Below are 24,225 nucleotides of genomic sequence, written 5' to 3'. Positions count from 1 at the left end.
ATTACTTCACTCCGAATGGGGACGGTATTCACGATACGTGGAATATTGTTGGGTTGCAAAACACCACCGCGAAGATTTACATCTTTGACCGCTACGGCAAACTCATCAAGCAAATTAGTCCGTCTTCTCTGGGTTGGGATGGTACCTACAACGGCTATTTAGCTCCATCAACCGATTATTGGTTTAAGGTAGAATATGATGAAGGCGGAGTGATGAAAGAGTTTAAGGCGCATTTCTCGTTGAAAAGATAGACTTTAGACGTTAGACGTTAGACGTTAGACTTTAGATATAAAAGCTGCTCAGGAATGGGCAGCTTTTTTTATTATTATAAATTTTAAATGTTTTGGAGCACAATGGGGCACTAGGTTTTCACGATGTTTCACAAGGTGTTGTTCCGATAATGTTTGGACTATTTAGCAGGGATTCTCCATGAACGGGTACCCCTCTTTCTTCTTGCTTCTCTCTTCTTTCTTCTTGTTTCTAAAAAAGTAAAAACATCACGTTTAATCGGATTAATAATTCATCATTTAAAATTTAAAATTTATAATTCTTAACGCGCTAGGGGTGGAAGTGGAAATCCTTGACGGAGCGTAGCGGAGGCAAGATTGCAACGGACGACCCGACCCCGAGTAGTAATTACTTTTTCTTTTGCAGGGAAGTGTGCGAGGGGAAGCGCCCTAATTAATGAGACAATTTGTAAATGTGGCTATGTGTCAATGGGGTAAAATAAAAAAAACCTGCACCAGGAAGATGCAGGTTTGAACTTTATTGTGTGAAAAATTACTTTGCGTTATATGCGATTAAAGCGGCTTCTAAGACTTCGATGGCTCGCTTAAGGTCTTCTTTTTTCAAAACATAGGCGATGCGCACTTCATCGAGTCCGACCCCAGGCGTGGAGTAAAATCCGGCCGCCGGTGCCACCATTACGGTTTCACCATTATGGTCGAAAGACTCCAATAACCATTGTGCAAAATCATCGGCATTGGCAACAGGAAGTTGGGCGATACAATAAAAGGCACCTTTTGGAGTGGCTACTTTTACACCCTCAATTTTTTCTAATCCGGCTACTAAAATATCGCGACGCTCTTTGTATTCTTCGATCACTTCATCAAAATACGATTGAGGCGTTTCCAAAGCCGCTTCACTAGCGATTTGTGCGTAGGTGGGCGGACTCAAACGCGCTTGGGCGAATTTCATCGCGGTGCTCATTACTTCCTTATTTTTTGAAACAATACAACCGATACGGGCGCCACACATACTATAGCGTTTGGAAACCGAATCAATCATAATCGCATTCTCTTCGATTCCAGCTACATTCAAAACGGAATGATGCTGCACGCCTTCGTCATAAATGAACTCGCGGTACACTTCATCTGCAATTAAGAACAAATCGTGTTTTTTTACGATTTCGGCCAATTGTTGAATTTCTTCTTTGGAATAGAGATAACCAGTTGGATTTCCTGGATTACAGATTAAGATGGCTTTTGTTTTGGGCGTAATTAATTTTTCAAAAGCAGCAATAGGAGGAAGGGCAAAACCTTCTTCAAGGGTCGAAATTACGGGTACAACCGTAACTCCAGAAGCGGTTGCAAATCCGTTGTAATTCGCATAAAAAGGTTCGGGAATAATGATTTCGTCACCGGCATCCATGGTGCTACCAATAGCAAACAACAACGCTTCCGAACCTCCAGTCGTAATTATAATATCTTGTGATTCTACAGGTAAACCGTGGTTTTTATAGTATTGCGATAATTTTGTGCGGTAACTTTCAAATCCGGCCGAATGACTGTATTCCAAAACACGAATGTCTGCGTTTTTCACAGCATTGAGCGCAACATCAGGTGTTTTGATATCGGGTTGACCAATGTTTAAATGGTATACTTTTACCCCTTTTTTCTTTGCAATATCTGCGTAGGGAACTAATTTACGAATGGGTGATTCCGGCATGGATTTGCCTTTATGCGATACGTTTGGCATGGTTTCATTTATTTAGCGTTGCAAATTTGCAAATTTTTCAGCGTTAATTTTACTATTCTATTGATAAAATAGCGACTCATTTTGTAATTTTAAAGAAAAAATTGATGATTCGTTGCCTGAAGATATTTTACTTACTATTCTTCCTGCCCAACTTACTTTTGGCACAACAAGGTTTTACGATACAAAATACACGTCAGAAGACAACCATTGATTTCAAATGGATCAATAATTTAATAATTATTCCCGTTGAAATGAATGGAGTCAAACTGAATTTCGTGTTGGATACAGGAGTGGACGGTACAGTACTTTTTAGTTTGGAAGATGCTGAAAATATTGAGTTTAAAGATTTAGCAAAAATTAAAATATGGGGAATAGGAAATAAAGAGGCAATTGAAGCTTTTTGCTCTACAGATAATGAGGTTCGAATTGGAGATTATGTTGATTTGAACCATAAAATTTATTTGGTTTTGGATCAAGATATCAATATTTCCACTTCTATCGGTATACCTATTCACGGTATTTTAGGCTATGATTTTTTTAAAAATTATACAGTCCGTATTAATTATGTTAATCATACGATCAAGATTGCTAAAGCAGCTCAAAAACTACACAGACGTAAAGAAAAGTTTCAAGAAATCCCCCTTACATTAATTCAAAATAAGCCGTACATGAACATAAATGTTCAATTTGAAACTACTCAAGAAACGGCTTTTCAACTGTTGGATACAGGTAATACCGATCCCGCGTGGTTCATTCATGAATCGTATCCCAACGTTCGGTGCATTCCTGAATCATCAATTGTTGATTATTTGGGGAAAGGTATGAGTGGTGAAATTTACGGGAAGCGCGGTCGATTACCGTCAATGACAATAGGTGATTTTAAAATCAATCGACCCATTGTTTCTTTTCCTGATTCCACTTATGTGCGAATGCTACTTGGTATTGAAAAGCGAAATGGCTCACTGGGAAATGAAACCTTAAAACGCTTTCACATGATTTGGGATTATCCCAATCAACGGGTTTATTTGCGTCCTAATTCCCTTTTTGATACCCCATTTCAATACAATATGTCCGGAATAGAAATACAGCACCAAGGGATGCAATGGGTAGCCGAAGAATATGATGAAGACGCAAGAAAATCGGTTAATCCCCAATACCAATTTAATAGTGGGGGACAACGTGTGAGTTCGAATATCAAAGTACATTTTGATCTCAAACCCATTTATTTTGTCATGAATGTACGAAAAGATTCACCTGCCGAAATTCAGGGTGTTAAAATTGGAGACCAGCTCCTTAAAATAGAGGGGAAAGATTGTAAAAATATGTCCTTAGATCAAATTAATGGGTACTTTAAGATGCAAGACGGAAAGTCCATTGATTTGGAACTCGAACGCAGTGGTAAGCCGTATCGGGTCACCTTGGTTCTCAAAGATTTATTGCCATAAAAAAAGCCCGAAGATTCGGGCTCACTATTACGATTTGTTCATCAACAAATTGGTTTTCTTTTCCAGCGGATTGGGTTCGTTTTTCACAATTACCTCTCCTTTAATTTTCAGGGCTACCATGCCGCCTTCCACATTCACCGCATTGGTTTCAACCGTGATGGTTTTGCGAATGGGACCGGGATTCATGTTGTATTTCACTTTGATTTCACCCGTTTTTCCAGGCATAATCGGTTGTTCGGGTTTGCTTGGCACCGTACATCCACAGGTCGATTGTACATTTTTAATGATAAGCGGTTGATCCCCTGTATTCGTAAATTCAAATACGCGTTCGCCACTATCCGTATCTTTTGACACCGTTCCATAATCTACGGTGTTGTCCTTGTCTTTAAACACAATTTTTGGTCCGGTTTGCGCACTTACAATTCCTGTAAGCATAAGCACAACTGCAAGTAAAATTCGTTTCATAATTCGCATTTTGTGTAAAGTTACTACTTTCATTTAGGGTACAAAATTTTAAATCTTAAATTTTTCGTAACGTACTATTTTCAGTACTTTTGCAGGCACAGAAACAAAAAGCATACCAAAATTTTTGGATGTTTTGGAGCAGATCTACCGTGTTCTTTTCCAGTATCCTCCCGCTTTCGCCTTTATCTCTCCGCTTCGCTTCGAGGATATCGGCTCTATCGGGGCTAATAGCGGCGCTTTTGTTTTTATTTCATATAATTAATTAACCCTTGACTCATGATTCCAGCTCAGTACAACGCCAAAGACGTCGAACAAAAGTGGTACAACTATTGGATGAAGAACGATTACTTCACTTCCAAACCGGACCATCGTAAGCCGTATACCATCGTAATTCCGCCACCCAACGTCACCGGAATTTTGCACATGGGTCATATGCTCAACAATACCATTCAAGACGTTCTCATTCGCAGAGCGCGTTTAAAAGGATTCAACGCCTGTTGGGTGCCCGGTACCGATCACGCCTCTATTGCAACGGAAGCTAAAGTAGTAGCAAAGTTGAAGAGCGAAGGAATTAATAAGAATGATTTGTCTCGTGAGGAGTTCTTAAAACACGCCTGGGATTGGACCGAAAAATACGGCGGTACCATCTTGGAACAATTAAAGCAATTGGGCTGTTCTTGCGACTGGAGTCGGACAAAATTTACCATGGATCCCGACATGTCAGCGTCTGTGATTCATTCGTTTGTGGATTTGTACAACAAAGGAATGATTTACCGCGGTTACCGCATGGTGAATTGGGATCCCGAAGCCAAAACAACCCTTTCTGACGAAGAAGTAATCTATGAAGAACGCAACGGGAAATTGTACCACTTGCGCTATCAAATAGAAGGTTCTTACGAATATGTAACCATCGCAACTACGCGTCCGGAAACCATTTTGGGTGACACCGCGATTTGTATTCATCCCGAAGATGAACGCTACCAGCATTTGCGCGGTAAAAAAGCCATTGTGCCCATTTGTAACCGCGTCATTCCAATCATTTTTGACGACTATGTTGATCCTGAGTTTGGAACAGGCTGCTTAAAAGTAACGCCCGCACACGATGTTAACGATAAAGAATTGGGCGAACGCCACCAATTAGAAATCATCGACATCTTCAACGAAGATGCGAGTTTAAATAGTTTCGGTCTACATTATGCCGGCAAAGACCGTTTTGTTGTGCGTGATGAAATTGCTGTGGAGTTGGAATCCATTGGTGCCTTAGTTAAAACTGAAAACCATATCAATAAAGTGGGAACTTCAGAGCGTACCAAAGCGGTGATCGAACCCCGACTTTCTGATCAATGGTTTTTGCGTATGGACGAGTTGGTTAAACCCGCCATCAAAGCAGTTTTAGAAACCGAAGAAGTAAAGTTATATCCTAGTCGTTTTAACAATACCTACCGCCATTGGTTAGAGAACATCCGGGATTGGAATATCTCGCGTCAATTGTGGTGGGGCCAACAGATTCCGGCGTACTACTACGGCGATGGAAAAGAAGATTTCGTAGTGGCCGAAACCGCAGAAAAGGCAGTTGAATTAGCCAAAGTTAAAACAGGAAATGCCAATTTAACGGCATCCGATTTACGTCAAGACGATGATGCATTGGATACGTGGTTCTCTTCTTGGTTATGGCCTATTGCCGTTTTCGGCGGAATATTAGATCCCAATAACGAAGACTATAAATACTATTATCCAACCAATGATTTGGTTACGGGTCCGGATATTTTGTTTTTCTGGGTGGCGCGTATGATCATTGCAGGTTATGAATATGCCGAGGCAAAACCGTTTACCAACGTGTATTTAACCGGATTGGTTCGCGATAAATTGGGTCGTAAAATGTCTAAATCTTTAGGGAATTCACCCGATCCCTTGGATTTAATTGAACGTTTCGGAGCCGATGGTGTTCGTGTCGGATTGTTGTTGAGTGCTTCTGCAGGAAATGATATTCTTTTTGACGAAGAGTTGTGCCAACAAGGGAAAGCGTTTGCCAATAAAATTTGGAATGCGTTCCGACTCATCAAAGGATGGGAAGTGGCGGATATTCCGCAACCGGAAGCCTCAAAAGTGGCAATTGAATGGTACGAAGCCAAATTGCAACATACCTTAGTCGAAATTGAAGACAACTTTGATAAATACCGTATTTCCGATGCGTTGATGGCCATTTACAAATTGTTCTGGGACGATTTCTGTTCCTGGTTCTTGGAAATGATTAAGCCGGGATATCAACAGCCGATAGACCGCACTACATTTGACAAAGCCATTGCTATTTTGGAGGCCAATTTAAAATTGTTGCATCCGTTTATGCCGTTTTTGACCGAGGAGATTTGGCAACACATCAAAGAGCGCTCTGCTGAAGATGCGTTGATTATTGCTGAATGGCCAAAGGCTTCGTCTTATGATGAAAAAATGGTAGCCGACTTTGATTTTGCAACTGAAGTTATTTCGGGGATTCGTACCATTCGAAAAGATAAAAATATTCCGTTTAAAGACAGTATCGATTTGAAGGTAGTCAACAAAGAAAAGGCTTCTACTGTTTTTGACGCTATTGTGGCGAAATTAGGAAATGTAGGTGCTATTGAATATGTTAACGACAAAGTAGACGGCGCCTTATCGTATCGCGTGAAATCCAACGAATATTTTATCCCAATTACTGGAAATATTGATGTAGCGGCTGAAATTGAAAAGTTAGCGACTGAGTTGGAATACACCAAAGGCTTTTTGAAATCGGTTCAAGCCAAGTTATCCAACGAGAAGTTTGTGGCCGGTGCACCTGAGAAAGTAATCGAAATGGAACGCAAAAAAGAAGCCGATGCGTTGGCTAAAATTGCAACCCTAGAAGCCAGTTTGGCCGGTTTGAAATAATAGAAAATTTTACCATAAAAAAAGGAGCTAATCAGCTCCTTTTTTGTTTTATTCAAATTTTACTTTCACCGTTTGAGCAGCACCATTTCGGGTAAAAACCACTTCAACTTCATCACCGGGATTGATTTTGGCCAAGGCTTCCATATATCCGTAAACATCTTTGATAACGAGAGTTCCAATTTTTGTAATCACGTCGCCTTCTTGAATACCTGCTTTTTGTGCGGGACGGTTGTCGGTTACACCATCTACGTGTAAGCCATCGGGATGTTCGGTATAATCCGGCATAATGCCCATGGTTACTTTGTATTTCGGGCGTGTTTTGCCAGCGTTGGCTTTGGTCTTAGTGAATTCGATCTTCTCTAAATTCGATAAATCATGCACACAACGCGCTACATATTCGATGACATTTTTAACCCCATAATAGTTAATTTTATCTTCATCATCGGAAGGTTTGTGGTAATCGTTGTGGGTACCGGTAAAAAAGTTTAAAACGGCCATGTCCTTTAGATAAAACGATGTGTGATCCGTTGGCCCCGTTCCACTTTCATCTTGGGTTACATGGAAACCGGCGGGTTTGTTGCGTTCAATCATTTTTGGAAATTCGGGACAGGTTCCAGTGCCACCCACCACCAAATCTTTGGAATCGTTTAAGCGACCAATCATGTCCATATTTATCATGGCAACGGTGTTGGGCGTTTGGGTTTTGATTACTTCGGACAGAGCTTTCGAACCGATGAGTCCGTCTTCTTCTCCTGAAAATAAAGCAAAAATATAATTGGCTTTTTCAGTGGTTTTATTTTGCGAAAGCATGCGCGCTAATTCCAATACGCCGGCAACTCCCGAAGCATTATCATCTGCACCATTATGGATTTCACCTTTTGAATTCATTTTGGTCGAATTCCCATGTTCGTTGACGCCTAAATGATCATAATGGGCACCGATTACGATGGCTTTAGCTGCTTTGTTATCCAAAAACGCGACAACATTATTTGCTTTTATAGATACTTCCTGCGGATTCAACGAATCTTTTGGGTTGAGTTTGTATTTGTATTCAAAAGGAATGGAATACGATTTCCCTTGATAGGGTTTTAGTCCCAACTTCTTAAATTCGTCATTTAAATATTTTGCCGCTTTTTGTTCTTCTTTTGAACCGGCTAGTCGGCCCTTCAATTCATCAGAAGCCAAATAGCTAATGTGTTTTTTGGCAGCCACTTCGTCTACATATTCTGCTGGGTCAATATCCACCCAATCGGCGATGAACACATTGGTTTCCCGCGCGGCTTGTTGCTGGCGATTACTGGAAAAAACCAATTTTTTTCCATCGGGAGAAAACATGGGGAAGGCATTGAATTCACTTTCAAACGTGATTTGTTTCAGGTGAGAACCATCCACGTCAATCATATACAATTGAAAATCATAACCCCGCGTAGCATGATGATTGGAGGAAAAGATAATTTTTTGATCGGAAGGATGAAAAAACGGAGCCCAATTGGCTTTACCCAAGTGGGTGATTTGTTTTAGATCGGAGCCATCTATATTGCAGGTATAGATTTCCATTTCGGTGGGAGCCACTACATTTTCTTGCAGTAATGATTTATATTCGGCTATTGCTTCTTCCGTTTTAGGGCGAGAAGCTCTAAAAACTAATTTTTTGCTATCGTGTGAGAAAAAGCTACCACCATCATAGCCTAAGCCATAAGTTACCTGTTTTAAATTGGATCCATCAATATCCATGGTCCACAATTCTAAGTCGCCCGAGCGGGTAGAGGTGAAGGCAATTTTCTTACCATCGGGAGACACTACCGCTTCGGCATCATAACCGGGTGAATTCGTTAATTGTTTGACGATATTTCCGTTTAAGTCGGCGATGTACAAATCAAATTCGGGATAAATAGCCCAAAGGTATTTTCCATCACGCGGTTTGGGTGGCGGCGGACATTCATTTTGTGATCCATGTGTAGAGGCAAAAATGATATGTTGGCCATCCGGCATAAAATAGGAGCAAGTGGTGCGTCCTTTGCCATTGGAAATCCGCTTCAAACTTTGGGGCGAGAAGGTTTTCTCGTTTAGATTTAGGGTATAAATCTGGTCACAAGAAGCGCCTAGCTCTTTATTGGTGACTTGGAGTGTGAGCATAGAGCCGTTCGGACTGAAATAGGCTTCAGCATTATCGCCCCCAAAGGTTAATTTGGTTATGTTCTTTAGATGTGTTTCTTGTGAAAACGCAGTTAATGATAGAAGGACAATAGCCCAACTCATGTATACTTTTTGCATGGTATATTTTTTTTCAAATATACTAGCTTTTCAAAAAAGGTTTTGGGCTATTTATCTAAAATTTCAGCCAATTGTTCACGATTTAACGGTTTTTCTAAATAGCCTTTAAGGGCAGGATATAAAGCTGCTTTCTTCTTATCTTTTTCGTTCAACGATGAAGTCAATATGAATATATTATTATTATCCATGTAATCGGGAGCTCTATTTTGTAGTTTATCTAAAAATTCAAAGCCATTGAATTCGGGCATATTGATATCTAAAAACATCCAAGCTTGTTGATTGGGGTTTTCGATAGCATTTTGAACGACAAATTCCAAAGCTTGCCGACTGGACAAGAACGATTTTACGTTACATTCAGGACAAAGCGTACGAATCGTTTTTTCATGAATGTAGTTAAAAATCGCGTCATCATCAATCAAAATACAAAACATAAGTTTTTTCTTATAAAGTTAATTATTTTTTGGAAAGTGTAATCATAAATTTTGAACCTTTTCCAAATTCGGATACTACTTCTAGGCTGCCGCCTAATTTTTCGACGATTTCTTTACAGATGTAAAGTCCTAGTCCTGTGCCAATTCCGGTATTGGAACCCCGATAAAACATTTTGAAAATTTTACCAATATTTTCTTCAGCAATCCCTTCACCATTGTCTTCAACGGTGATGATATATTTTTGATCTGTTTCTGCTAGACTGAAATTGACAAAAGATTCATTGTCAGAGGTTTGGCGGTATTTTACTGCATTCCCGATAATGTTCTTTAATAGCGTAGATAAACGGTATTTGTCAGTAAAGATCATATCCCCACAACTGCTTTCATACGTCATGGTTAGATGGTCTTCAAAAGTAAATCGTAAATCATCAAATATGCTTTGAACCATTTCACGAACATTGAATGTTTCCCGGTGAATTTCTAATCGGGCATTTCTAGAGAATTCCAAAATTTCTTGAATAGTTCCATCCAAGCGCGTCGCACTGGTGTCAATCAAATGTATGTATTCTTGCAAATTATCATCCAATTCTTCTACACTTAAAATCAAATTCACCAAACCTTTAATGGAAAGAAGCGGCCCGCGTAAATCATGGGAAACGCGATAAACGAAATTGTCCAATTCATTGTTGAGTTTTTGCAATTCCTGATTTTTGGTGACAATGGTTTTTTGTGTTTTTTTCAATTCAGAAATATCCACGGCATTGATAATAACATACTGTAGATCATTTCCAATGAAATAAGGGAACACATTGACTAGACGATACATTTGTTTATCCGTAGGTGTAAAAAAGGTATCGCTATAGTGGATTAATTTTTTAAAATCGATGGCATCGGAAACTTTTTGAACCAAACGGCGCAGGTTTTTTAATTGTTGCCGTCCCATGGGCTGTTGGGTTAAGTCAAGCATGTTTTTGCCAATGAATGACTCCCATTCGGGTTGGTATTTTAAAAACGAATTGTTGATAAAGGAAATATTCAATTGACTATCCAACACAATTTTTTGAGATGGCGAATGATGGAAGAGACTTTCGTAATATTGTTTTAAATTTTCAACTTTAACTTCGGCTTCATGTTTTTCGGTAATATCGAGATTGCTACCAATCAATTTGACAATTTCACCTTTGGCATTTCGTTCTGCGATGACAAGTGAATTGATATACCGAATTTTAAAGTCGTTTTTGCGAATAATTCGATATTCATATTCCAACAATATTTCGTTAGAATTTATAAAGTCGTGTAAATTTTCAAAAACACCGTATTTATCCTCAGGATGTAAGCAGGATTTCCAATAGGTATAGAAGTCTTCAGGTAAAATATTTCGTGTAATTCCCAGTTGCTTTTCTAAAATAGAATTCCAAATGGTTTGTTGGGTAGACGTTTCCCATTCCCAAATCCCAATTTGAGATTTTTCGGCAATGGTTTCAAATCGTTTATTGATTTTTAATATTTCATTGCGGGCTTTGACTTCATGGGTTACATCTTTTTGAACCGAAATGAAATTGATATGATTTCCTTCATCATCAAAAACAGGAATAATTTCAATGTGATTGTAGTAAGGAACACCCGATTTGGTGTAGTTGATAAGTTCAACAGTCACATTTTTTTTCTCTTGTAATGCTTTGATAAGTCGATTATGTTCTTCTTCAGATTGTACATCTCTTTTTAGAAAATCTTTGGGTTTTCTTCCACGGATTTCATCCAATTCATAGCCTGTAGTTTTGATAAAGGAATCATTTACCCATTCTACTTCACCATGCGCATTGGCAATAACAACATTATTGTTGGTGTTGCGTGCAATCAAGGATAGTTTTGTCAATTCAATTTTAGAAATGTTAATTTCATTCAATTGATTTTGAATTTTAGTGTTTTGGATATGACTACTTGAGAGGGATAAAAATTGTTGCCCAAAAATTTGAAAAATGGTTTCTTGATTACTGCAAAAAGTTCTAAATAATGGTGCTTTCTGTTTACTAATGAGTCCTAATAGTCCGATTTCAATGGCCGCTTTTTCATCGGACAAAATGAGTAAGGCTCCTTTTGCATAAGCATTTAATTCAGGAATCTGACTAAAAAATGTTTCATCCACAAATTTTACTTTGGTTGGATTATCTGTGATATCCACAAATTCCGCAACCGTGTAAAATTCAAATTTTGTAATGTCGGTATTGGGAATACCTTCTGTATGTACCGATTTGCTTCCAGTACTGCAATCTTTAACACACAAGATTGCCGCTTCCACTTCTAAAATATCAACAATTGTTTCTACCGCTAATTGATTAATGGAATTAGCATTATTTAATTGTAAAGCAGTAGAATTAAAGTGTGATAATCGTTTATACAAGGACAATTCATGATCCAATTGATCTTGTGTATCTTTTAATTTTTGTTCCACAGCAGAAAAGCGCGTCACTCGCTGTTGGAGTTCGTCATAAGCGCTTTGTAATAGTTGTTGATTCTTGTGGTTCATGGTAATTTGGGGCTGTGTTAGTCGCGGTAGATTACATATAAGGCTGTAGTGTAATTGTGGTACGTATTTTTTCCATTCAGTCGGGCAAATTCCCCAAATCCATACATTCCAAGCCAAGGAGGACAAACACCATCGGAATAGAATGGCGTTTGCATTTGATGCACCAGTTCTTCTTTTAATACTCGATTAGTTAAGTAACGACCGCGGGCCAAACAATCCGCATGAAATACAGCAATAGGTTTTTTTCCTTGTGCTCTTTCGATCATTGCATTCACCATTCGATCCATTTCGGTAAAAATTCGCTCCTCATCACGAACAGTCAGCCATAGCTGTGTGCCTACTGGACAAGATGTTGCATAAAAAATAGCATCACCTTCATGTTTAGTAACTACCCGAAGGAGATGTCGGTTACCATATTCTTTCGCATCACTTTTGGATAAGACTTCAGCTAATGCACCGACGGGAATAGAATTGCCACATTCTGCGGTTTCTGGTAAACCCAAACGTGCTAAAAAGGTTGGCCAAGCTGGTTTTCCATCCAACTCTTCTATAATATTGTCATGCGATTTGGTTACGGTTAAGGGTTCGCCGATTGCTAAAAAGCCATGGGTAGCTTGAGTGTCAATTGATAATGTTGGGTCACAGAAGGCTAAGGCAAAAGCGCCGTGTTCCATTACTTCATTTCCAAAAGATTGGTAACTCACATAACCTTTCATATTATCCGATGACGTAGCCCCAAAGATGGTTACCTCTGCGCCAAGAATTTCTTCAAATGCTCGAATACATTCCGTATTATTAATATCAATTCCCGAAGCCAAAAAGTAAAGCATATTGATTCCTTCTTTTTGTTCTTTCAATTGAATCGCCATTTTCCGGCATTCTTCATAAGAGTTATAACCAAAGATTTGAGAACTACCTGCAATGGCAAAATCATTACCTGTTATGGCCATCAAAGCCATGTCTTTCATGGATTCACTAACACCTTCTCGACCAACCACCCCACAACAAGAGGCGGCAAGGATTTGCGCGTTGGGTTGAAGTGATTTTGCATAGTCAACCATTTCGTTGAAATCATGCCCAACAGAAGCATTAAAGAGCAATACAGAAGGGGATTCTGTGACATCTTGAAGCGCGATTTCAAGACATTCACTTACACTTCTTTTGGTGTTGACGATACGTGTGGAAGCCGAGTAAAATTGTAACATAGTGCGAACTTTTTAGTAATAAATAATCAGAACGCCTCTGAACAATTCCTGCTGTGTTAATGTGTTGTCAAGCAGTTTGTTGCGTTTAGTCTGATTTCAATATTAAAAGTACGGACTAAGCTGTAGAAGTTTTTTTTTAATCGATTAATGCGAAATAGCTGTCGGTAAAAGTGAAATACCTTTCGACGAAAGAAATTTTATTTTGATAAGGCTTCTTCATACTTTTCAGCCACTTTATCCCAATTCACGCAATTGAAAAAGTTATCGATATATTTTTTGCGTTTGTATTGGTATTCCAAGTAATACGCGTGTTCCCAAACATCAATACCTAAAATTGGTATGCCTGGAACCACAGCTTTAGGCATTATTGGATTGTCTTGATTGGGAGTAGAAGTGATTTGAAGTTTTCCAGCGCGATCGACGATTAACCAAGTCCATCCAGAGCCAAATTGCTTGTTTGCCGAATCTGCGAATTGTGTTTTGAAAGCATCAAAAGATCCAAAATCTTTATTAATGGCTTGCGCCAAGGTGTCTTTGGGCTGACCTTGTGATTTGGGCGTCAAAATTTCAAAATACAAACTATGGTTGTAATAGCCGCCTAAATTATAGCGAAGTTCCTCATTGGATAGGTCAGCTTTCTTTATAATGTCAACAATGGGCAAGGATTCCATTTCGGTTCCAGCCAATAATTGATTGAGGTTGTTCGTATGGGATAAATAGTGTTTGGAATAATGCATTTCAAGCGTAAACGCATCGATATTGGGTTGTAAAGCATCGTATTTGAAAGTTAGTTTGACTAATTCAAAAGCTCCTTCGTTAGCCTTTACATCATCAGGATCTCCCAAAATAACCTTTTGTTCTTTGGTAGGAAGCGGTACTTCAACTACTTCATTGTATTTTTTTTGTTTGCACGAACTCAGTACTAATAGTGCAATCAGTGTAATTCCAAGTTCTAACTTTTTCATAATCAATTATTTCTTTTTAGCGAGACTTAAAATGGCTTCAATATATTGTTCTTTGGCTTCGTCTTGAGTTAGATGATTGATTTGGATCCAAGCATTCATTTTAAAGGCATTCCGCAGATCTTGAGGAAAGACAAAACGATGGTTGGCCCTTCCCAAGGTTGATTGTTTATACAAGGCATAGAGACGCAATTGCACATCCTGAGGGAGTTCAGCCTGTGACATGGTATTGGCAATATCTACTGCCTCATCAAAACGTTCGTCTATGTTTCGATTGTCCATTATTTTTTAATTGCAATAATTGTTTGGTTACCGATTGTTTTCTGACCCAACTTGACATTTACCTCAGTACCTAAAGGTAAATAAATGTCAACGCGCGAACCAAATTTGATAAAACCTGCATCTGCACCTTGTCGAACCACCATGCCTTCTTCGGCATAATTCACAATGCGTTTGGCAAGTGCACCTGCAATTTGACGGTACAAGATTTCGCCAAAAATGCGATTTTCAATCACTACCGTTGTACGCTCATTTTCTGTACTGGATTTGGGATCCCATGCCACTAAGTATTTTCCAGGGTGGTATTTGCTAAATTTCACTTTACCGCTGGTACAATACCGTGTAACGTGAACATTGATAGGGGACATAAAGATAGAAACTTGTAAGCGCTTATCTTTAAAATATTCTGCTTCGTAAACTTCTTCAATTACCACTACTTTTCCATCTACTGGAGCTGTAATTTGGTAATCATTGACTTCTAAATGACGCTTGGGATTGCGGAAGAATTGCAAAACCATAATAAGCATAAACAGCAATAGAATTTGAACGGTTTTTAAAATCCAAAAATTGCTGATAAAATGCGAGGATGCCAGCAATAACACTGTAAAGCTAAACGTAGAAATCAGGATGATTTTAGCTCCTTCTTTATGAAACATAATATAAAATTTGATAAAACAAAAATACAAAAGGTGCTACAAATATAACACTATCTAAGCGATCCAAAATACCTCCGTGACCGGGCATTATTTTTCCGCTGTCTTTCACTCCAGCAATTCGCTTGAATTTGGATTCGATTAAATCACCAATGGTGCCCATAACTCCCACGATTAGTGCGATACTACACCAAATCATAATTGACTTTTGACTGAACTTCGGTGAAGCTTGAATAAAGAATTTCGAAATTAAGAATCCGGCGAAAATCGCAAATACAATACCGCCTAAAAATCCTTCAATGGTCTTTTTGGGAGAAATACGTTCTAATAATTTGTGTTTCCCGATAGATTTTCCAACGATATACGCAAAGGTGTCGTTAGTCCAAATGAGAATAAAAAGTCCGATGATAATTTTCGGATTGTATTCTTTTACCCCAAACGAAATTTTTGTGATAAAAATAAAAGGTAAAATGATATAACCCAAAAGGTAGATGTACTTGGAGGAAGTACTTACAGATTGAATGGAATCGTAGAATAAAAAAAGGATGCATTTGATTGAAACGACAAGTGTTACGACTAATAAAACCCAATCTAATGTTGTGTTGTTTATAGTAATTGCAACTTCTTTTTGTGTTATCGAACTCAAAAATGCAGTAGTTTCTTTACGGTAATGGCTGATCAAAGTAATTCCGCCATATATCAGTAAACCCGAAATCAAAGGGATGATTTTACGGACCTGAATTAAGTTTGAAAACTCAAAAATGGCAATCAGAAGGAAAATTCCAAACAAAAGGAAAAAGCTTTCGGTTGAATACAGAATTGAGGCCAATAAAAGCACGATATAAACTGTACCCGAAAGGGCCCGTTTTACTGTTTCATTCATTATTACAAATCTTCTAAAAGAAGTAGGTAAAGATTCTTATAACAACTACCGTAGGTTAAAAAATCTTCTTCTTTAGCTTTTTCAAAGTATTTAATGGTCGTAATGTTTGTGGGGAATTCTTTGACGTATTTCTTTTTAATCATGCGCAACCCATCGCTTTTAGACTCTAAAATCTGGCTAGTAGTAGCTAATATAACAATGTTAGCAGGTAATTGTTCGGCGCGATTTTGACGAATTTGATTGGAAGAAAACAAAACGGAACCTTCATCAGCAATTAAATTTTCACAACTAGCAAACAAAAAGGTGGGTTGGGTAACCGATTGATAGGGAAGTCGGTTTTCATCAAGTAGATGAAAAAGTTTGGATTCATAACACAAAACTTCTTTTTCAAACCAATCGTTTTCTTCTAATATATTTTCGAATTGTTCTTTGACTTCGTTTAAGTTTTCACAATAGATAAATTTTCCTCCATTTTTTTTGAAATTGAAGGTGAACTGTTCATCTACGGGTAGGTTGGAAGGTTTTGGGGAATTATATTCACTTTGGTTTTCCTCATCGGAATCATCGTGGCCGGAACCAAATATTTTTCTGAAAAGACTCATATATTGGGTATAATTCTTTAAAAAGGTTGGAATATTTCAAAGATAAAAAAATCTTAATTCAAAAAACGATTCGAATTAAGATTTTTAAAATTTTGTTAATAAGATTTTATTCAGCGATAACGCTTTCGGAATCTTGATTGGATTCGAAAGGACGTTTACCGAAAATGGTTTCCAAATCGTCTTTGAAAATCACTTCTTTTTCAATCAGAATATCAGCGAGTTGCAATAGCTTTTCTTTGTTTTCTTGAAGTAACTGTATCGCACGTTGGTATTGACCTTCTACCAATTCTGAAATCTCTTTATCAATTAAAACGGCCGTTTCTTCAGAATACGGTTTGTTGAAATTGTATTCGGATTGTCCGCTGGAGTCGTAATAGGTGATATTTCCAATCTTTTCATTCAATCCGTAAATGGTTACCATCGCTCTTGCTTGACGGGTTACTTTTTCCAAATCAGATAAAGCTCCAGTAGAAATTGTATCAAACACTACTTTTTCAGCGGCACGTCCACCCATGGTGGCACACATTTCATCCAACATTTGGTTGGGGCGAACAATCAAGCGTTCTTCGGGTAAATACCAAGCAGCGCCTAAACTTTGTCCTCGTGGTACAATCGTTACTTTGATTAATGGAGCAGCGTGTTCTAGCATCCAACTCACTGTAGCATGACCTGCTTCGTGAACGGCAATTGCTCGTTTTTCTTCTGCAGTAACAATTTTATTTTTCTTTTCTAATCCACCAACAATACGATCCACCGCATCCAAGAAGTCTTGTTTGTCTACCGATGTTTTGTTATTACGTGCCGCAATCAAGGCTGCTTCATTACAAACATTAGCAATATCAGCCCCTGAGAATCCTGGCGTTTGTTTAGCTAAAAATTCAGTATCCAAACCTTCGGCTTTTTTCAGCGGACCCAAGTGAACTTCAAAAATTTCTTTACGTTCGCGAATGTCCGGTAAGTCCACATAAATTTGACGGTCAAAACGACCTGCACGCATCAAGGCTTTGTCCAAGATATCGGCACGGTTGGTCGCCGCAAGTACAATGACATGGGTATTTGTGCCAAAACCATCCATTTCTGTCAGTAGTTGGTTTAGGGTATTTTCCCGTTCATCGTTAGATCCTGAAAAATTATTTTTTCCACGTGCACGACCTACAGCATCAATTTCATCAATGAAAATAATAGCTGGAGATTTGTCTTTTGCTTGTTTGAATAAATCACGTACACGAGACGCTCCAACACCCACAAACATTTCCACGAAATCAGATCCTGATAAAGAGAAAAAGGGAACTTGTGCTTCACCTGCTACCGCTTTCGCTAATAAGGTTTTACCAGTTCCTGGAGGTCCGACCAATAAAGCACCTTTTGGTATTTTACCTCCTAAGGAAGTATACTTTTCGGGGTTTTTCAAGAATTCTACAATTTCTTGCACTTCTTCTTTTGCGCCTTCTAATCCAGCAACATCTTTAAAGGTTACTTTTACATCGTTTTTTTCATCAAATAAACGGGCGCGGGATTTTCCAATATTAAAAATCTGACCACCGCCACCGCCGGCACCGCCACCAGACATGCGACGCATAAAATACAACCAAACTCCAATCAGTAAGATGAAAGGCAATAAATTGACTAAAAAGCTAGACCAATCGCTGCGTTGTTCAAATTGGTAATTCACTAATTTTTTATGCGCTACGGCATCAGCCAATTCTTTTTCAAAAAGTTCGTCATTTCCAATATCAAAAACATAATGTGGTCCTTTGTTTTTGGATCCAAAAACATCTTTGACTACTTTTTCATGTTGTTTGCTATTTTGTGCTTTTTCAGTCAAATACGCTTCGGCTTTTGACTTATTATACACTACTACTTTTTGAATTTCTCCTTTGTTTAACAAGGCATCAAATTGAGATACGCTTATCGAAGTAGGATCTTCTAAGGCTGTTCCACCCATAATGTTGAGTGCAATAAGCAAGAAAAGAACCGCTCCTGTTACCCACCAAGGGCTGAAACGCATCCCGTTATTCGGTTTTTTATCTTCTGACATAATATGTAGCGTGCTTTTTAGTAATTGGTTTCTATTCGGGTAATTTTGGCATCACCCCATAATCCTTCGATATTGTAATAGTCTCGGGGTTCTTTTTGGAATACATGGACAACAATACTCACATAATCCATCAATACCCACTCTCCGTTGTCAGTTCCTTCAACATGCCAAGGTTTTTCTTTAAATTCTTTGGAGACTACTTTCTGAACAGAGTTCACAATAGCATTTACTTGTGTATTGGAAGTACCGGTACAAATCACAAAATAATCACACACAGCCGTATCTATTTCTCTTAAATCCAGGATGTCAAGTTCATTTCCTTTAACTTCTTCAATTCCTTTAATGATGCCTGCTAAGAGGACATCGGTACTAACTTCTTTTTTCGTCATTTAAAATAGCGTCTAATTTTGCAAAGGTATTATTTTTTGTCATTATTTTTGAGGCTTAACAGAAGTTTAAAAATCATTTTTTTATCCGTTATCCCATGCAATTTATCAAACTCGATGCCATAGGTTCGACCAATGATTATTTAAAAGAAATTTCACGGCAAAATCTGCTTGAAAATTTCACTACAGTCACTGCGCAAACGCAAACCAACGGGCGTGGTCAAATGGGTGCTTCATGGGAAACGGAGTCGGGTAAAAATCTGATAATGAGTGTTTTGGTTAAAAAAATCATCCAATCGCCAGAATCTATTTTTCACTTAAATATTGCCATAGCCTGCAGTATTTTTACCGTTTTGGAAGCCCACAAAATTCCTAATTTAAGCATCAAATGGCCCAACGACATTCTGTCAGCCCAAAAGAAAGTCGCTGGTATTTTAATAGAGAATTTATTCAAGTCGGACACAGAAATAGAGGCTGTGATTGGTGTCGGACTCAATGTGAATCAGCAAAATTTTGATCATCTGCCACAGGCAACCTCACTTTTGAACGTGTCAGGTCAGGAGTTTGATCCCGATTTACTTTGTCATGAAATTGTTCACCAGTTGATTGAATATACCACCTTGATTGTTGAAGGAAGAACGGATGTTTTATGGGATTTTTATAAAGCGCATCTTTTCAAAAAAGGAATTCCCATGCCTTTTGAATTACCTGATGGGACCCGATTTATGGGGATTATTCAAGATGTCGATACAAACGGACGTTTGCACGTCATGCAGGAAGATGATACAATTCAACATTTTGGGGTTAAAGAAATTCGCTTATTGTATTAGATGTATGACGAATGTCATGATTCATTTCCTATTAGCTTCGGAACTTTGAAGGGATAAACTTTAAATTCGAAGTACAATGGCAAATTTTGATATTCAACACATAAAAAATATTGTTTTAGTGGGCCATACCGGTAGTGGTAAAACTACATTAGCTGAAGCAATGGCTTATAATGCCGGATTTCTCAGTAGAAGAGGAACAATCGAAGAAAAAAACACCTTAGCAGACTATACCGATTTAGAACAAGAAAAGGGAAAATCCTTTTTTTCGAAATTAATTGCTACACAATGGGAAGGCTTTAAAATCAATGTTTTAGATACTCCAGGTAGTGATGATTTTTCAGGTGAAATTATTGGCGCCATGCGTGTTGCCGATTGTGGTGTAATGCTATTGAATGCGGTAACCGGGGTGGAAGTCGGAACGGATATTATATGGGAATATACCGATAACTACAAATTACCGATGCTTTTGGCAGTGAATCAAATCGATCATGAATCGGCTGATTTTGACGCTACAGTTCAAGAAGCCATTCAACATTTTGGGCGAAAAGTAGTCATTGTGCAATATCCTATTCACTCAGGAGCTTCATTTGATGCCGTAATTGATGTATTGCACATGAAATTGTACCGGTATTCGGATACTGATGGAACGGTTGCAGTTGAAGAAATTCCTGATATTCACTTAGAAAAAGCCAATCAGTTGCATCAAGAATTAGTAGAAGCCATTGCTGGTTATGATGAAACTTTGATGGAACGATTTTTTGAACAGGGTTCGTTGACAGAAGTAGAAATGAAAGAAGGCTTGCATCAAGCGTTAATTCACCATGAATTATTTCCTGTATTCTGTTTGTCGGGTTTAAAAAATAGAGGTGTCAATCGATTAATGGAATTTATTGATCATGTTTGTCCTTCCGCAAATGAAATGCCCAACGAAATTACCATTGAAGGAAAAGCGATTTCATGTAATGAAAACGAACCAACTGCAATTTACATCTATAAAACGCTGACAGAACCCCATGTAGGGGATTTGTCATTTTTCAAAGTGCTTTCTGGAAAAATACGAGTTGGAGACGAGTTGACCAATGAGAATACAGGTCAGGTTGAACGTATTCATCAAATTTTCGAAATGGTTGCTAACAAACGCAATTCAGTTAATGAGATGGTAGCAGGTGATATTGGTGCGACATTAAAACTTAAAAATACCCATACCCACAATACATTACATGCGAAAGGATTTCCTGTAGAATTACCTCCAATTCCTTATCCTGAATCCGTTTTAACTCGAGCCGTAGAAAGCACAATTAAAGGAGAAGAAGAAAAGTTATCTCAAGCGTTACATCAATTAATTGAAGAAGATCCTACCATAAAAATTGAAGTGTCTCCCGAATTGAAACAAACTTTAATTCATTGTCAAGGTGAATTGCATTTGTCTGTGATTCGTTGGAAATTAGAACAATCAGCTAAGTTGCACGTGCAATTTGTTGCTCCAAAAATTCCCTACCGTGAAACGATTCGAAAAGCAGCTGAAACTGTTTACCGTCATAAAAAACAAACCGGAGGTGCCGGTCAGTTTGCTGAAATTGCCATGAAAATCGAACCTTGGTATGACGGAATCGAAGAGCCCAAAGGATACCCAATTCGAAGTTCAGAATCGATTGATTTGCCTTGGGGTGGTAAATTGATGTATTATAATTGTATCGTAGGCGGTGCTATTGACACCCGATTTCACGCTTCAATTCTAAAAGGAATTATGGAGAAAATGCAGGAGGGACCTTTAACAGGCTCTTATGTTCGGGATGTACGAGTCCTCGTTTTTGATGGAAAAATGCACAGTGTAGATAGTAATGATTTGGCCTTTAAAACGGCAGGGATGATGGCCTTTAAAACCTGTTTTTATCAAGCAGATCCTTTACTTTTAGAGCCTTATTATCACATTTTAATTCATACTCCAGAAAATTTGACTGGATCACTTATGAGTGCGATACAAACACACCGAGGTGTCGTTGAAGGAATGGATGCAGAAGGCCATTTCACAAAAATACATGCCCATGTTCCTTATGAAGCTATGGATGATTTGGGTAAAGAAATACGCGCTTTATCCCAAGGAAGAGCTAGATTTACATTAGAAACGGGAGGCTATCAACCATTACCTTTTGAAATTCAAAAGCAATTGGTAAAGGATCAGGTTCATGAGATTGCCGAAGTGTAAAAAAAAAAATCCCGATTTCTATCGGGATTTTTTGATTTTATAATTTGCCCATATTAGACGATAGGGTTTCGAGAAATTTGGTGATCGGACCTTTAACCATCATCGCCATCATCGCATTGAATTCGCCTTCAAATTGCAATTGTATATTTGCACTTTCGGGTCCTGTATTTTCAATATTGGCGATGAGCGTAAAAGGAACTTTATCACTGGCAGCACCTAATTTGATGTAGCTGTGTGGCGTTTGTTCTTTCAAACGTAATTTAATTTCGGGCATCCCACTTAAACCAAATAAAAAAGTGTTTTCATCCGTTACTTCAAACTTTGCAATGTTTTCAGGCATTAATTTTTCAAAATTTTTGACATCCGTTAATGCGTTGAATAGATATTCAGCTGATTTGGATACGGCGACTTTCGGACTTTCTAATTGCATAATATATTATTTTACAGCGACATTCCAGGTGTCTGGATGCATACGCCAGTCTTGTAATGTGCTTAATTCGTTTTCGTTGATATATTGTTTTGCTACCGCTAAAGGGAGTAAATGTTCGTAATCACTTAAGGTGTTTAAATTCACATTCGCGTTTTCAAAATTCGCTTTGGCAATTTCAAAACCATAGGAAAAAATGGCAGCCATACCTTTTACATTGGCGCCCGCTTCACGAAGGGCTTCAACCGCAAGTAAACTACTGTTTCCCGTACTGATTAAATCTTCAACGACAACCACATTTTGCCCTTTTTGAAGGAAACCTTCCACTTGATTTTTACGACCGTGTTTTTTGGGTTCGGGTCGAACATAGACAAACGGAAGTCCCATTTCTTCTGCCACTAAAATTCCGATACCAATTGCACCGGTAGCAACACCAGCAATAACATCGGGTTTGCCGTATTTTTCTTCAATATTTTTGGCAAATTCATCGCGAATGAAATTTCGAATCGCTGGAAATGAAAGAGTTAGGCGGTTGTCACAATAAATAGGGGAGTGCCATCCGGAAGCCCATAAAAAAGGATTTGACGGATTTAATTTAATTGCGTTTATTTGTAAGAGCAATTCGGCAGTTTTCTCGGCAGTTGCAGTATTAAAAATCATAGTACAAATGTATAAAGTTTTTGTAAACGATAAGCCACTTTTTTTGACAAACGAGGTCGCCAAGGAAACCGACTTTCAATTGTTTTTGTTGGAAAGCGTTGACATCGAGCAGCTTATTGTAAAGATGTTCAATAACAAGATTAAGAAAGCCTATTTGTACTATCCGGATGAAAAAGAAATTTTAAAAAAGGTAAAAGAGAAAATTCCTGTGAAAAAGGCCGGCGGTGGTTTAGTTTACAATGCAGAAGGCAAGGTTCTTTTTATCTATCGCAATGGAAAATGGGATTTACCCAAAGGCGGCATTGAAAAAAATGAAGACATAGAAGATACCGCATTACGTGAAGTGGAAGAAGAAACAGGAGTCAATCAATTAAAAATTACCCGTAAACTTCAAAAAACGTATCACATCTTTAAACGAGGTGGCAAATACCGATTGAAAATTACCCATTGGTTCGAAATGAAAACCAATTTTAAAGGAACGCCAACTCCACAAGCCAATGAAGGTATTGAAAAAGTGGCCTGGTTATCTCCTGAAGAAGTCCGTGATGCACTCGGTAATTCGTATGAAAATATCAAATTACTTTTTGAAGAAGAAAATAGTTTGATTTAATTATTTTTTCACCCGAACAGAATCCGGCACTAAAACGGTGTAATCTCCACCATTTCGCAATACATCCCGAACAATACTGGAAGAAATATAAGAGGTTCGCGAAGCAGTCAATAAAAAGACGGTTTCAATTTGGGACAATTTACGGTTGGTATGGGCAATCGCTTTTTCAAACTCAAAATCAGCGGGATTTCGTAAACCTCTGAGAATAAAATCTGCTTTTTCTTTTTTACACAAATCAATAGTTAACCCTTCATACGTGATCACTCTCACTTTGGGTTCGTCTTTAAAGGCTTCTTCAATGAAACGTTTGCGTTCTTCCAATGAGAACATGTATTTTTTTTCGGCATTCACCCCAATGGCAACAATGATTTCATCAAACAAGGAAGCTCCTCGTTGAATGATATCAAAGTGTCCTAACGTTATGGGGTCAAATGAACCTGGAAAAATTGCTCGTTTCATAG

22 protein-coding genes are annotated in these 24,225 nt (G+C 38.3%); 6 read left to right on the top strand and 16 right to left on the bottom strand.

Annotation, left to right across the window (positions count from 1 at the left end):
- A partial coding sequence (locus tag EQG61_RS12545; RefSeq protein ID WP_164974937.1) for a T9SS type B sorting domain-containing protein occupies window positions 1-251 on the top strand: 251 nt, incomplete at its 5' end.
- 529 nt (window positions 252-780) lie between these two features.
- Here the strand turns inward: EQG61_RS12545 and EQG61_RS12540 are convergent.
- A complete protein-coding gene (locus EQG61_RS12540; protein ID WP_129462291.1) occupies window positions 781-1,977 on the bottom strand; it encodes a pyridoxal phosphate-dependent aminotransferase in 1,197 nt (398 codons plus the stop codon).
- Between the two features lie 104 nt (window positions 1,978-2,081).
- Here EQG61_RS12540 and EQG61_RS12535 point away from each other — a divergent pair, with 104 nt between their 5' ends.
- Window positions 2,082-3,422 (top strand): aspartyl protease family protein, encoded by a 1,341-nt coding sequence (locus tag EQG61_RS12535; protein WP_129462290.1) that lies wholly within the window; start codon window positions 2,082-2,084, stop codon window positions 3,420-3,422.
- A 27-nt stretch (window positions 3,423-3,449) separates the two neighbouring features.
- Here EQG61_RS12535 and EQG61_RS12530 read toward each other — a convergent pair whose 3' ends face one another.
- Window positions 3,450-3,887 (bottom strand): DUF1573 domain-containing protein, encoded by a 438-nt coding sequence (locus EQG61_RS12530; protein ID WP_129462289.1) that lies wholly within the window; start codon window positions 3,885-3,887, stop codon window positions 3,450-3,452.
- Window positions 3,888-4,163: 276 nt separating this feature from the next.
- Here EQG61_RS12530 and EQG61_RS12525 point away from each other — a divergent pair, with 276 nt between their 5' ends.
- Window positions 4,164-6,791, top strand: a complete 2,628-nt coding sequence (locus EQG61_RS12525; protein ID WP_164974936.1) for a valine--tRNA ligase — start codon at window positions 4,164-4,166, stop codon at window positions 6,789-6,791.
- A 48-nt stretch (window positions 6,792-6,839) separates the two neighbouring features.
- On the opposite strand, the gene EQG61_RS12520 is transcribed toward EQG61_RS12525, so the two are convergent.
- From EQG61_RS12520 to rsfS, 11 genes are all read right to left on the bottom strand, one after another.
- The gene (locus EQG61_RS12520; protein WP_129462288.1) at window positions 6,840-9,065 is read right to left on the bottom strand and encodes a M20/M25/M40 family metallo-hydrolase; all 2,226 of its coding nucleotides are present in this window, start codon (window positions 9,063-9,065) and stop codon (window positions 6,840-6,842) included.
- Between the two features lie 47 nt (window positions 9,066-9,112).
- Window positions 9,113-9,496: a response regulator gene (locus tag EQG61_RS12515; RefSeq protein WP_129462287.1), complete on the bottom strand. Its 384-nt coding sequence runs from the start codon at window positions 9,494-9,496 to the stop codon at window positions 9,113-9,115.
- 22 nt (window positions 9,497-9,518) lie between these two features.
- Window positions 9,519-12,023: a PAS domain-containing sensor histidine kinase gene (locus EQG61_RS12510; RefSeq protein WP_129462286.1), complete on the bottom strand. Its 2,505-nt coding sequence runs from the start codon at window positions 12,021-12,023 to the stop codon at window positions 9,519-9,521.
- Between the two features lie 17 nt (window positions 12,024-12,040).
- Entirely contained in the window at window positions 12,041-13,228 is a 1,188-nt protein-coding gene (locus tag EQG61_RS12505; RefSeq protein ID WP_206733889.1) for an FIST signal transduction protein, read from the bottom strand.
- Window positions 13,229-13,425: 197 nt separating this feature from the next.
- On the bottom strand, window positions 13,426-14,193 hold the full coding sequence (locus EQG61_RS12500) for a superoxide dismutase (RefSeq protein ID WP_129462285.1): 768 nt from the start codon (window positions 14,191-14,193) through the stop codon (window positions 13,426-13,428).
- Window positions 14,194-14,199: 6 nt separating this feature from the next.
- Complete coding sequence (locus EQG61_RS12495) at window positions 14,200-14,472, bottom strand: acyl-CoA-binding protein (RefSeq protein WP_129462284.1); 273 nt, start codon at window positions 14,470-14,472, stop codon at window positions 14,200-14,202.
- A complete protein-coding gene (locus EQG61_RS12490; protein WP_129462283.1) occupies window positions 14,472-15,125 on the bottom strand; it encodes a phosphatidylserine decarboxylase family protein in 654 nt (217 codons plus the stop codon). Before EQG61_RS12490 ends, EQG61_RS12495 begins: the two co-directional genes overlap by 1 nt.
- On the bottom strand, window positions 15,115-16,005 hold the full coding sequence (locus EQG61_RS12485) for a phosphatidate cytidylyltransferase (protein ID WP_129462282.1): 891 nt from the start codon (window positions 16,003-16,005) through the stop codon (window positions 15,115-15,117). The genes EQG61_RS12490 and EQG61_RS12485 overlap by 11 nt, the downstream gene beginning before the upstream one ends.
- Window positions 16,006-16,007: 2 nt before the next feature.
- On the bottom strand, window positions 16,008-16,607 hold the full coding sequence (locus EQG61_RS12480; RefSeq protein ID WP_129462281.1) for a lactate utilization protein B/C: 600 nt from the start codon (window positions 16,605-16,607) through the stop codon (window positions 16,008-16,010).
- Between the two features lie 106 nt (window positions 16,608-16,713).
- Window positions 16,714-18,645 carry an ATP-dependent zinc metalloprotease FtsH gene (ftsH, locus tag EQG61_RS12475; protein WP_129462280.1) on the bottom strand — a complete coding sequence of 644 codons (1,932 nt, stop codon included), beginning with the start codon at window positions 18,643-18,645 and terminating at the stop codon, window positions 16,714-16,716.
- Between the two features lie 17 nt (window positions 18,646-18,662).
- Window positions 18,663-19,034 carry a ribosome silencing factor gene (gene rsfS / locus EQG61_RS12470; protein WP_129462279.1) on the bottom strand — a complete coding sequence of 124 codons (372 nt, stop codon included), beginning with the start codon at window positions 19,032-19,034 and terminating at the stop codon, window positions 18,663-18,665.
- Window positions 19,035-19,129: 95 nt separating this feature from the next.
- Here rsfS and EQG61_RS12465 point away from each other — a divergent pair, with 95 nt between their 5' ends.
- Both EQG61_RS12465 and EQG61_RS12460 read left to right on the top strand, forming a co-directional pair.
- On the top strand, window positions 19,130-19,861 hold the full coding sequence (locus EQG61_RS12465; RefSeq protein WP_129462278.1) for a biotin--[acetyl-CoA-carboxylase] ligase: 732 nt from the start codon (window positions 19,130-19,132) through the stop codon (window positions 19,859-19,861).
- Between the two features lie 76 nt (window positions 19,862-19,937).
- Window positions 19,938-22,067 (top strand): elongation factor G, encoded by a 2,130-nt coding sequence (locus tag EQG61_RS12460; RefSeq protein ID WP_129462277.1) that lies wholly within the window; start codon window positions 19,938-19,940, stop codon window positions 22,065-22,067.
- 37 nt (window positions 22,068-22,104) lie between these two features.
- Here EQG61_RS12460 and EQG61_RS12455 read toward each other — a convergent pair whose 3' ends face one another.
- Both EQG61_RS12455 and pyrE read right to left on the bottom strand, forming a co-directional pair.
- The gene (locus EQG61_RS12455; RefSeq protein ID WP_129462276.1) at window positions 22,105-22,497 is read right to left on the bottom strand and encodes an SRPBCC family protein; all 393 of its coding nucleotides are present in this window, start codon (window positions 22,495-22,497) and stop codon (window positions 22,105-22,107) included.
- 6 nt (window positions 22,498-22,503) lie between these two features.
- Window positions 22,504-23,154 (bottom strand): orotate phosphoribosyltransferase, encoded by a 651-nt coding sequence (gene pyrE / locus EQG61_RS12450; RefSeq protein WP_129462275.1) that lies wholly within the window; start codon window positions 23,152-23,154, stop codon window positions 22,504-22,506.
- Between the two features lie 7 nt (window positions 23,155-23,161).
- Here pyrE and EQG61_RS12445 point away from each other — a divergent pair, with 7 nt between their 5' ends.
- Window positions 23,162-23,764 (top strand): NUDIX hydrolase, encoded by a 603-nt coding sequence (locus EQG61_RS12445; protein ID WP_129462274.1) that lies wholly within the window; start codon window positions 23,162-23,164, stop codon window positions 23,762-23,764.
- Here the strand turns inward: EQG61_RS12445 and coaD are convergent, their stop codons facing one another.
- Window positions 23,765-24,223 carry a pantetheine-phosphate adenylyltransferase gene (gene coaD, locus EQG61_RS12440; RefSeq protein ID WP_129462273.1) on the bottom strand — a complete coding sequence of 153 codons (459 nt, stop codon included), beginning with the start codon at window positions 24,221-24,223 and terminating at the stop codon, window positions 23,765-23,767.
- Window positions 24,224-24,225 lie beyond the last annotated feature (2 nt).

Source organism: Flavobacterium stagni (assembly GCF_004122105.1).
In the GTDB taxonomy this organism is placed as follows: Bacteria; Bacteroidota; Bacteroidia; order Flavobacteriales; family Flavobacteriaceae; genus Flavobacterium; species Flavobacterium stagni.
This window is presented reverse-complemented; position numbering and strand designations above follow the sequence as displayed.

Excerpts from the sequence above, each read along its gene's own strand:
- EQG61_RS12540 (WP_129462291.1), bottom strand. The coding sequence starts at position 1,977 with ATGCCAAACGTATCGCATAAAGGCAAATCCATGCCGGAATCACCCATT.
- EQG61_RS12535 (WP_129462290.1), top strand. The coding sequence starts at position 2,082 with ATGATTCGTTGCCTGAAGATATTTTACTTACTATTCTTCCTGCCCAAC.
- EQG61_RS12530 (WP_129462289.1), bottom strand. The coding sequence starts at position 3,887 with ATGAAACGAATTTTACTTGCAGTTGTGCTTATGCTTACAGGAATTGTA.
- EQG61_RS12525 (WP_164974936.1), top strand. The coding sequence starts at position 4,164 with ATGATTCCAGCTCAGTACAACGCCAAAGACGTCGAACAAAAGTGGTAC.
- EQG61_RS12520 (WP_129462288.1), bottom strand. The coding sequence starts at position 9,065 with ATGCAAAAAGTATACATGAGTTGGGCTATTGTCCTTCTATCATTAACT.
- EQG61_RS12515 (WP_129462287.1), bottom strand. The coding sequence starts at position 9,496 with ATGTTTTGTATTTTGATTGATGATGACGCGATTTTTAACTACATTCAT.
- EQG61_RS12510 (WP_129462286.1), bottom strand. The coding sequence starts at position 12,023 with ATGAACCACAAGAATCAACAACTATTACAAAGCGCTTATGACGAACTC.
- EQG61_RS12505 (WP_206733889.1), bottom strand. The coding sequence starts at position 13,228 with ATGTTACAATTTTACTCGGCTTCCACACGTATCGTCAACACCAAAAGA.
- EQG61_RS12500 (WP_129462285.1), bottom strand. The coding sequence starts at position 14,193 with ATGAAAAAGTTAGAACTTGGAATTACACTGATTGCACTATTAGTACTG.
- EQG61_RS12495 (WP_129462284.1), bottom strand. The coding sequence starts at position 14,472 with ATGGACAATCGAAACATAGACGAACGTTTTGATGAGGCAGTAGATATT.
- EQG61_RS12490 (WP_129462283.1), bottom strand. The coding sequence starts at position 15,125 with ATGTTTCATAAAGAAGGAGCTAAAATCATCCTGATTTCTACGTTTAGC.
- EQG61_RS12485 (WP_129462282.1), bottom strand. The coding sequence starts at position 16,005 with ATGAATGAAACAGTAAAACGGGCCCTTTCGGGTACAGTTTATATCGTG.
- EQG61_RS12480 (WP_129462281.1), bottom strand. The coding sequence starts at position 16,607 with ATGAGTCTTTTCAGAAAAATATTTGGTTCCGGCCACGATGATTCCGAT.
- ftsH (WP_129462280.1), bottom strand. The coding sequence starts at position 18,645 with ATGTCAGAAGATAAAAAACCGAATAACGGGATGCGTTTCAGCCCTTGG.
- rsfS (WP_129462279.1), bottom strand. The coding sequence starts at position 19,034 with ATGACGAAAAAAGAAGTTAGTACCGATGTCCTCTTAGCAGGCATCATT.
- EQG61_RS12465 (WP_129462278.1), top strand. The coding sequence starts at position 19,130 with ATGCAATTTATCAAACTCGATGCCATAGGTTCGACCAATGATTATTTA.
- EQG61_RS12460 (WP_129462277.1), top strand. The coding sequence starts at position 19,938 with ATGGCAAATTTTGATATTCAACACATAAAAAATATTGTTTTAGTGGGC.
- EQG61_RS12455 (WP_129462276.1), bottom strand. The coding sequence starts at position 22,497 with ATGCAATTAGAAAGTCCGAAAGTCGCCGTATCCAAATCAGCTGAATAT.
- pyrE (WP_129462275.1), bottom strand. The coding sequence starts at position 23,154 with ATGATTTTTAATACTGCAACTGCCGAGAAAACTGCCGAATTGCTCTTA.
- EQG61_RS12445 (WP_129462274.1), top strand. The coding sequence starts at position 23,162 with ATGTATAAAGTTTTTGTAAACGATAAGCCACTTTTTTTGACAAACGAG.
- coaD (WP_129462273.1), bottom strand. The coding sequence starts at position 24,223 with ATGAAACGAGCAATTTTTCCAGGTTCATTTGACCCCATAACGTTAGGA.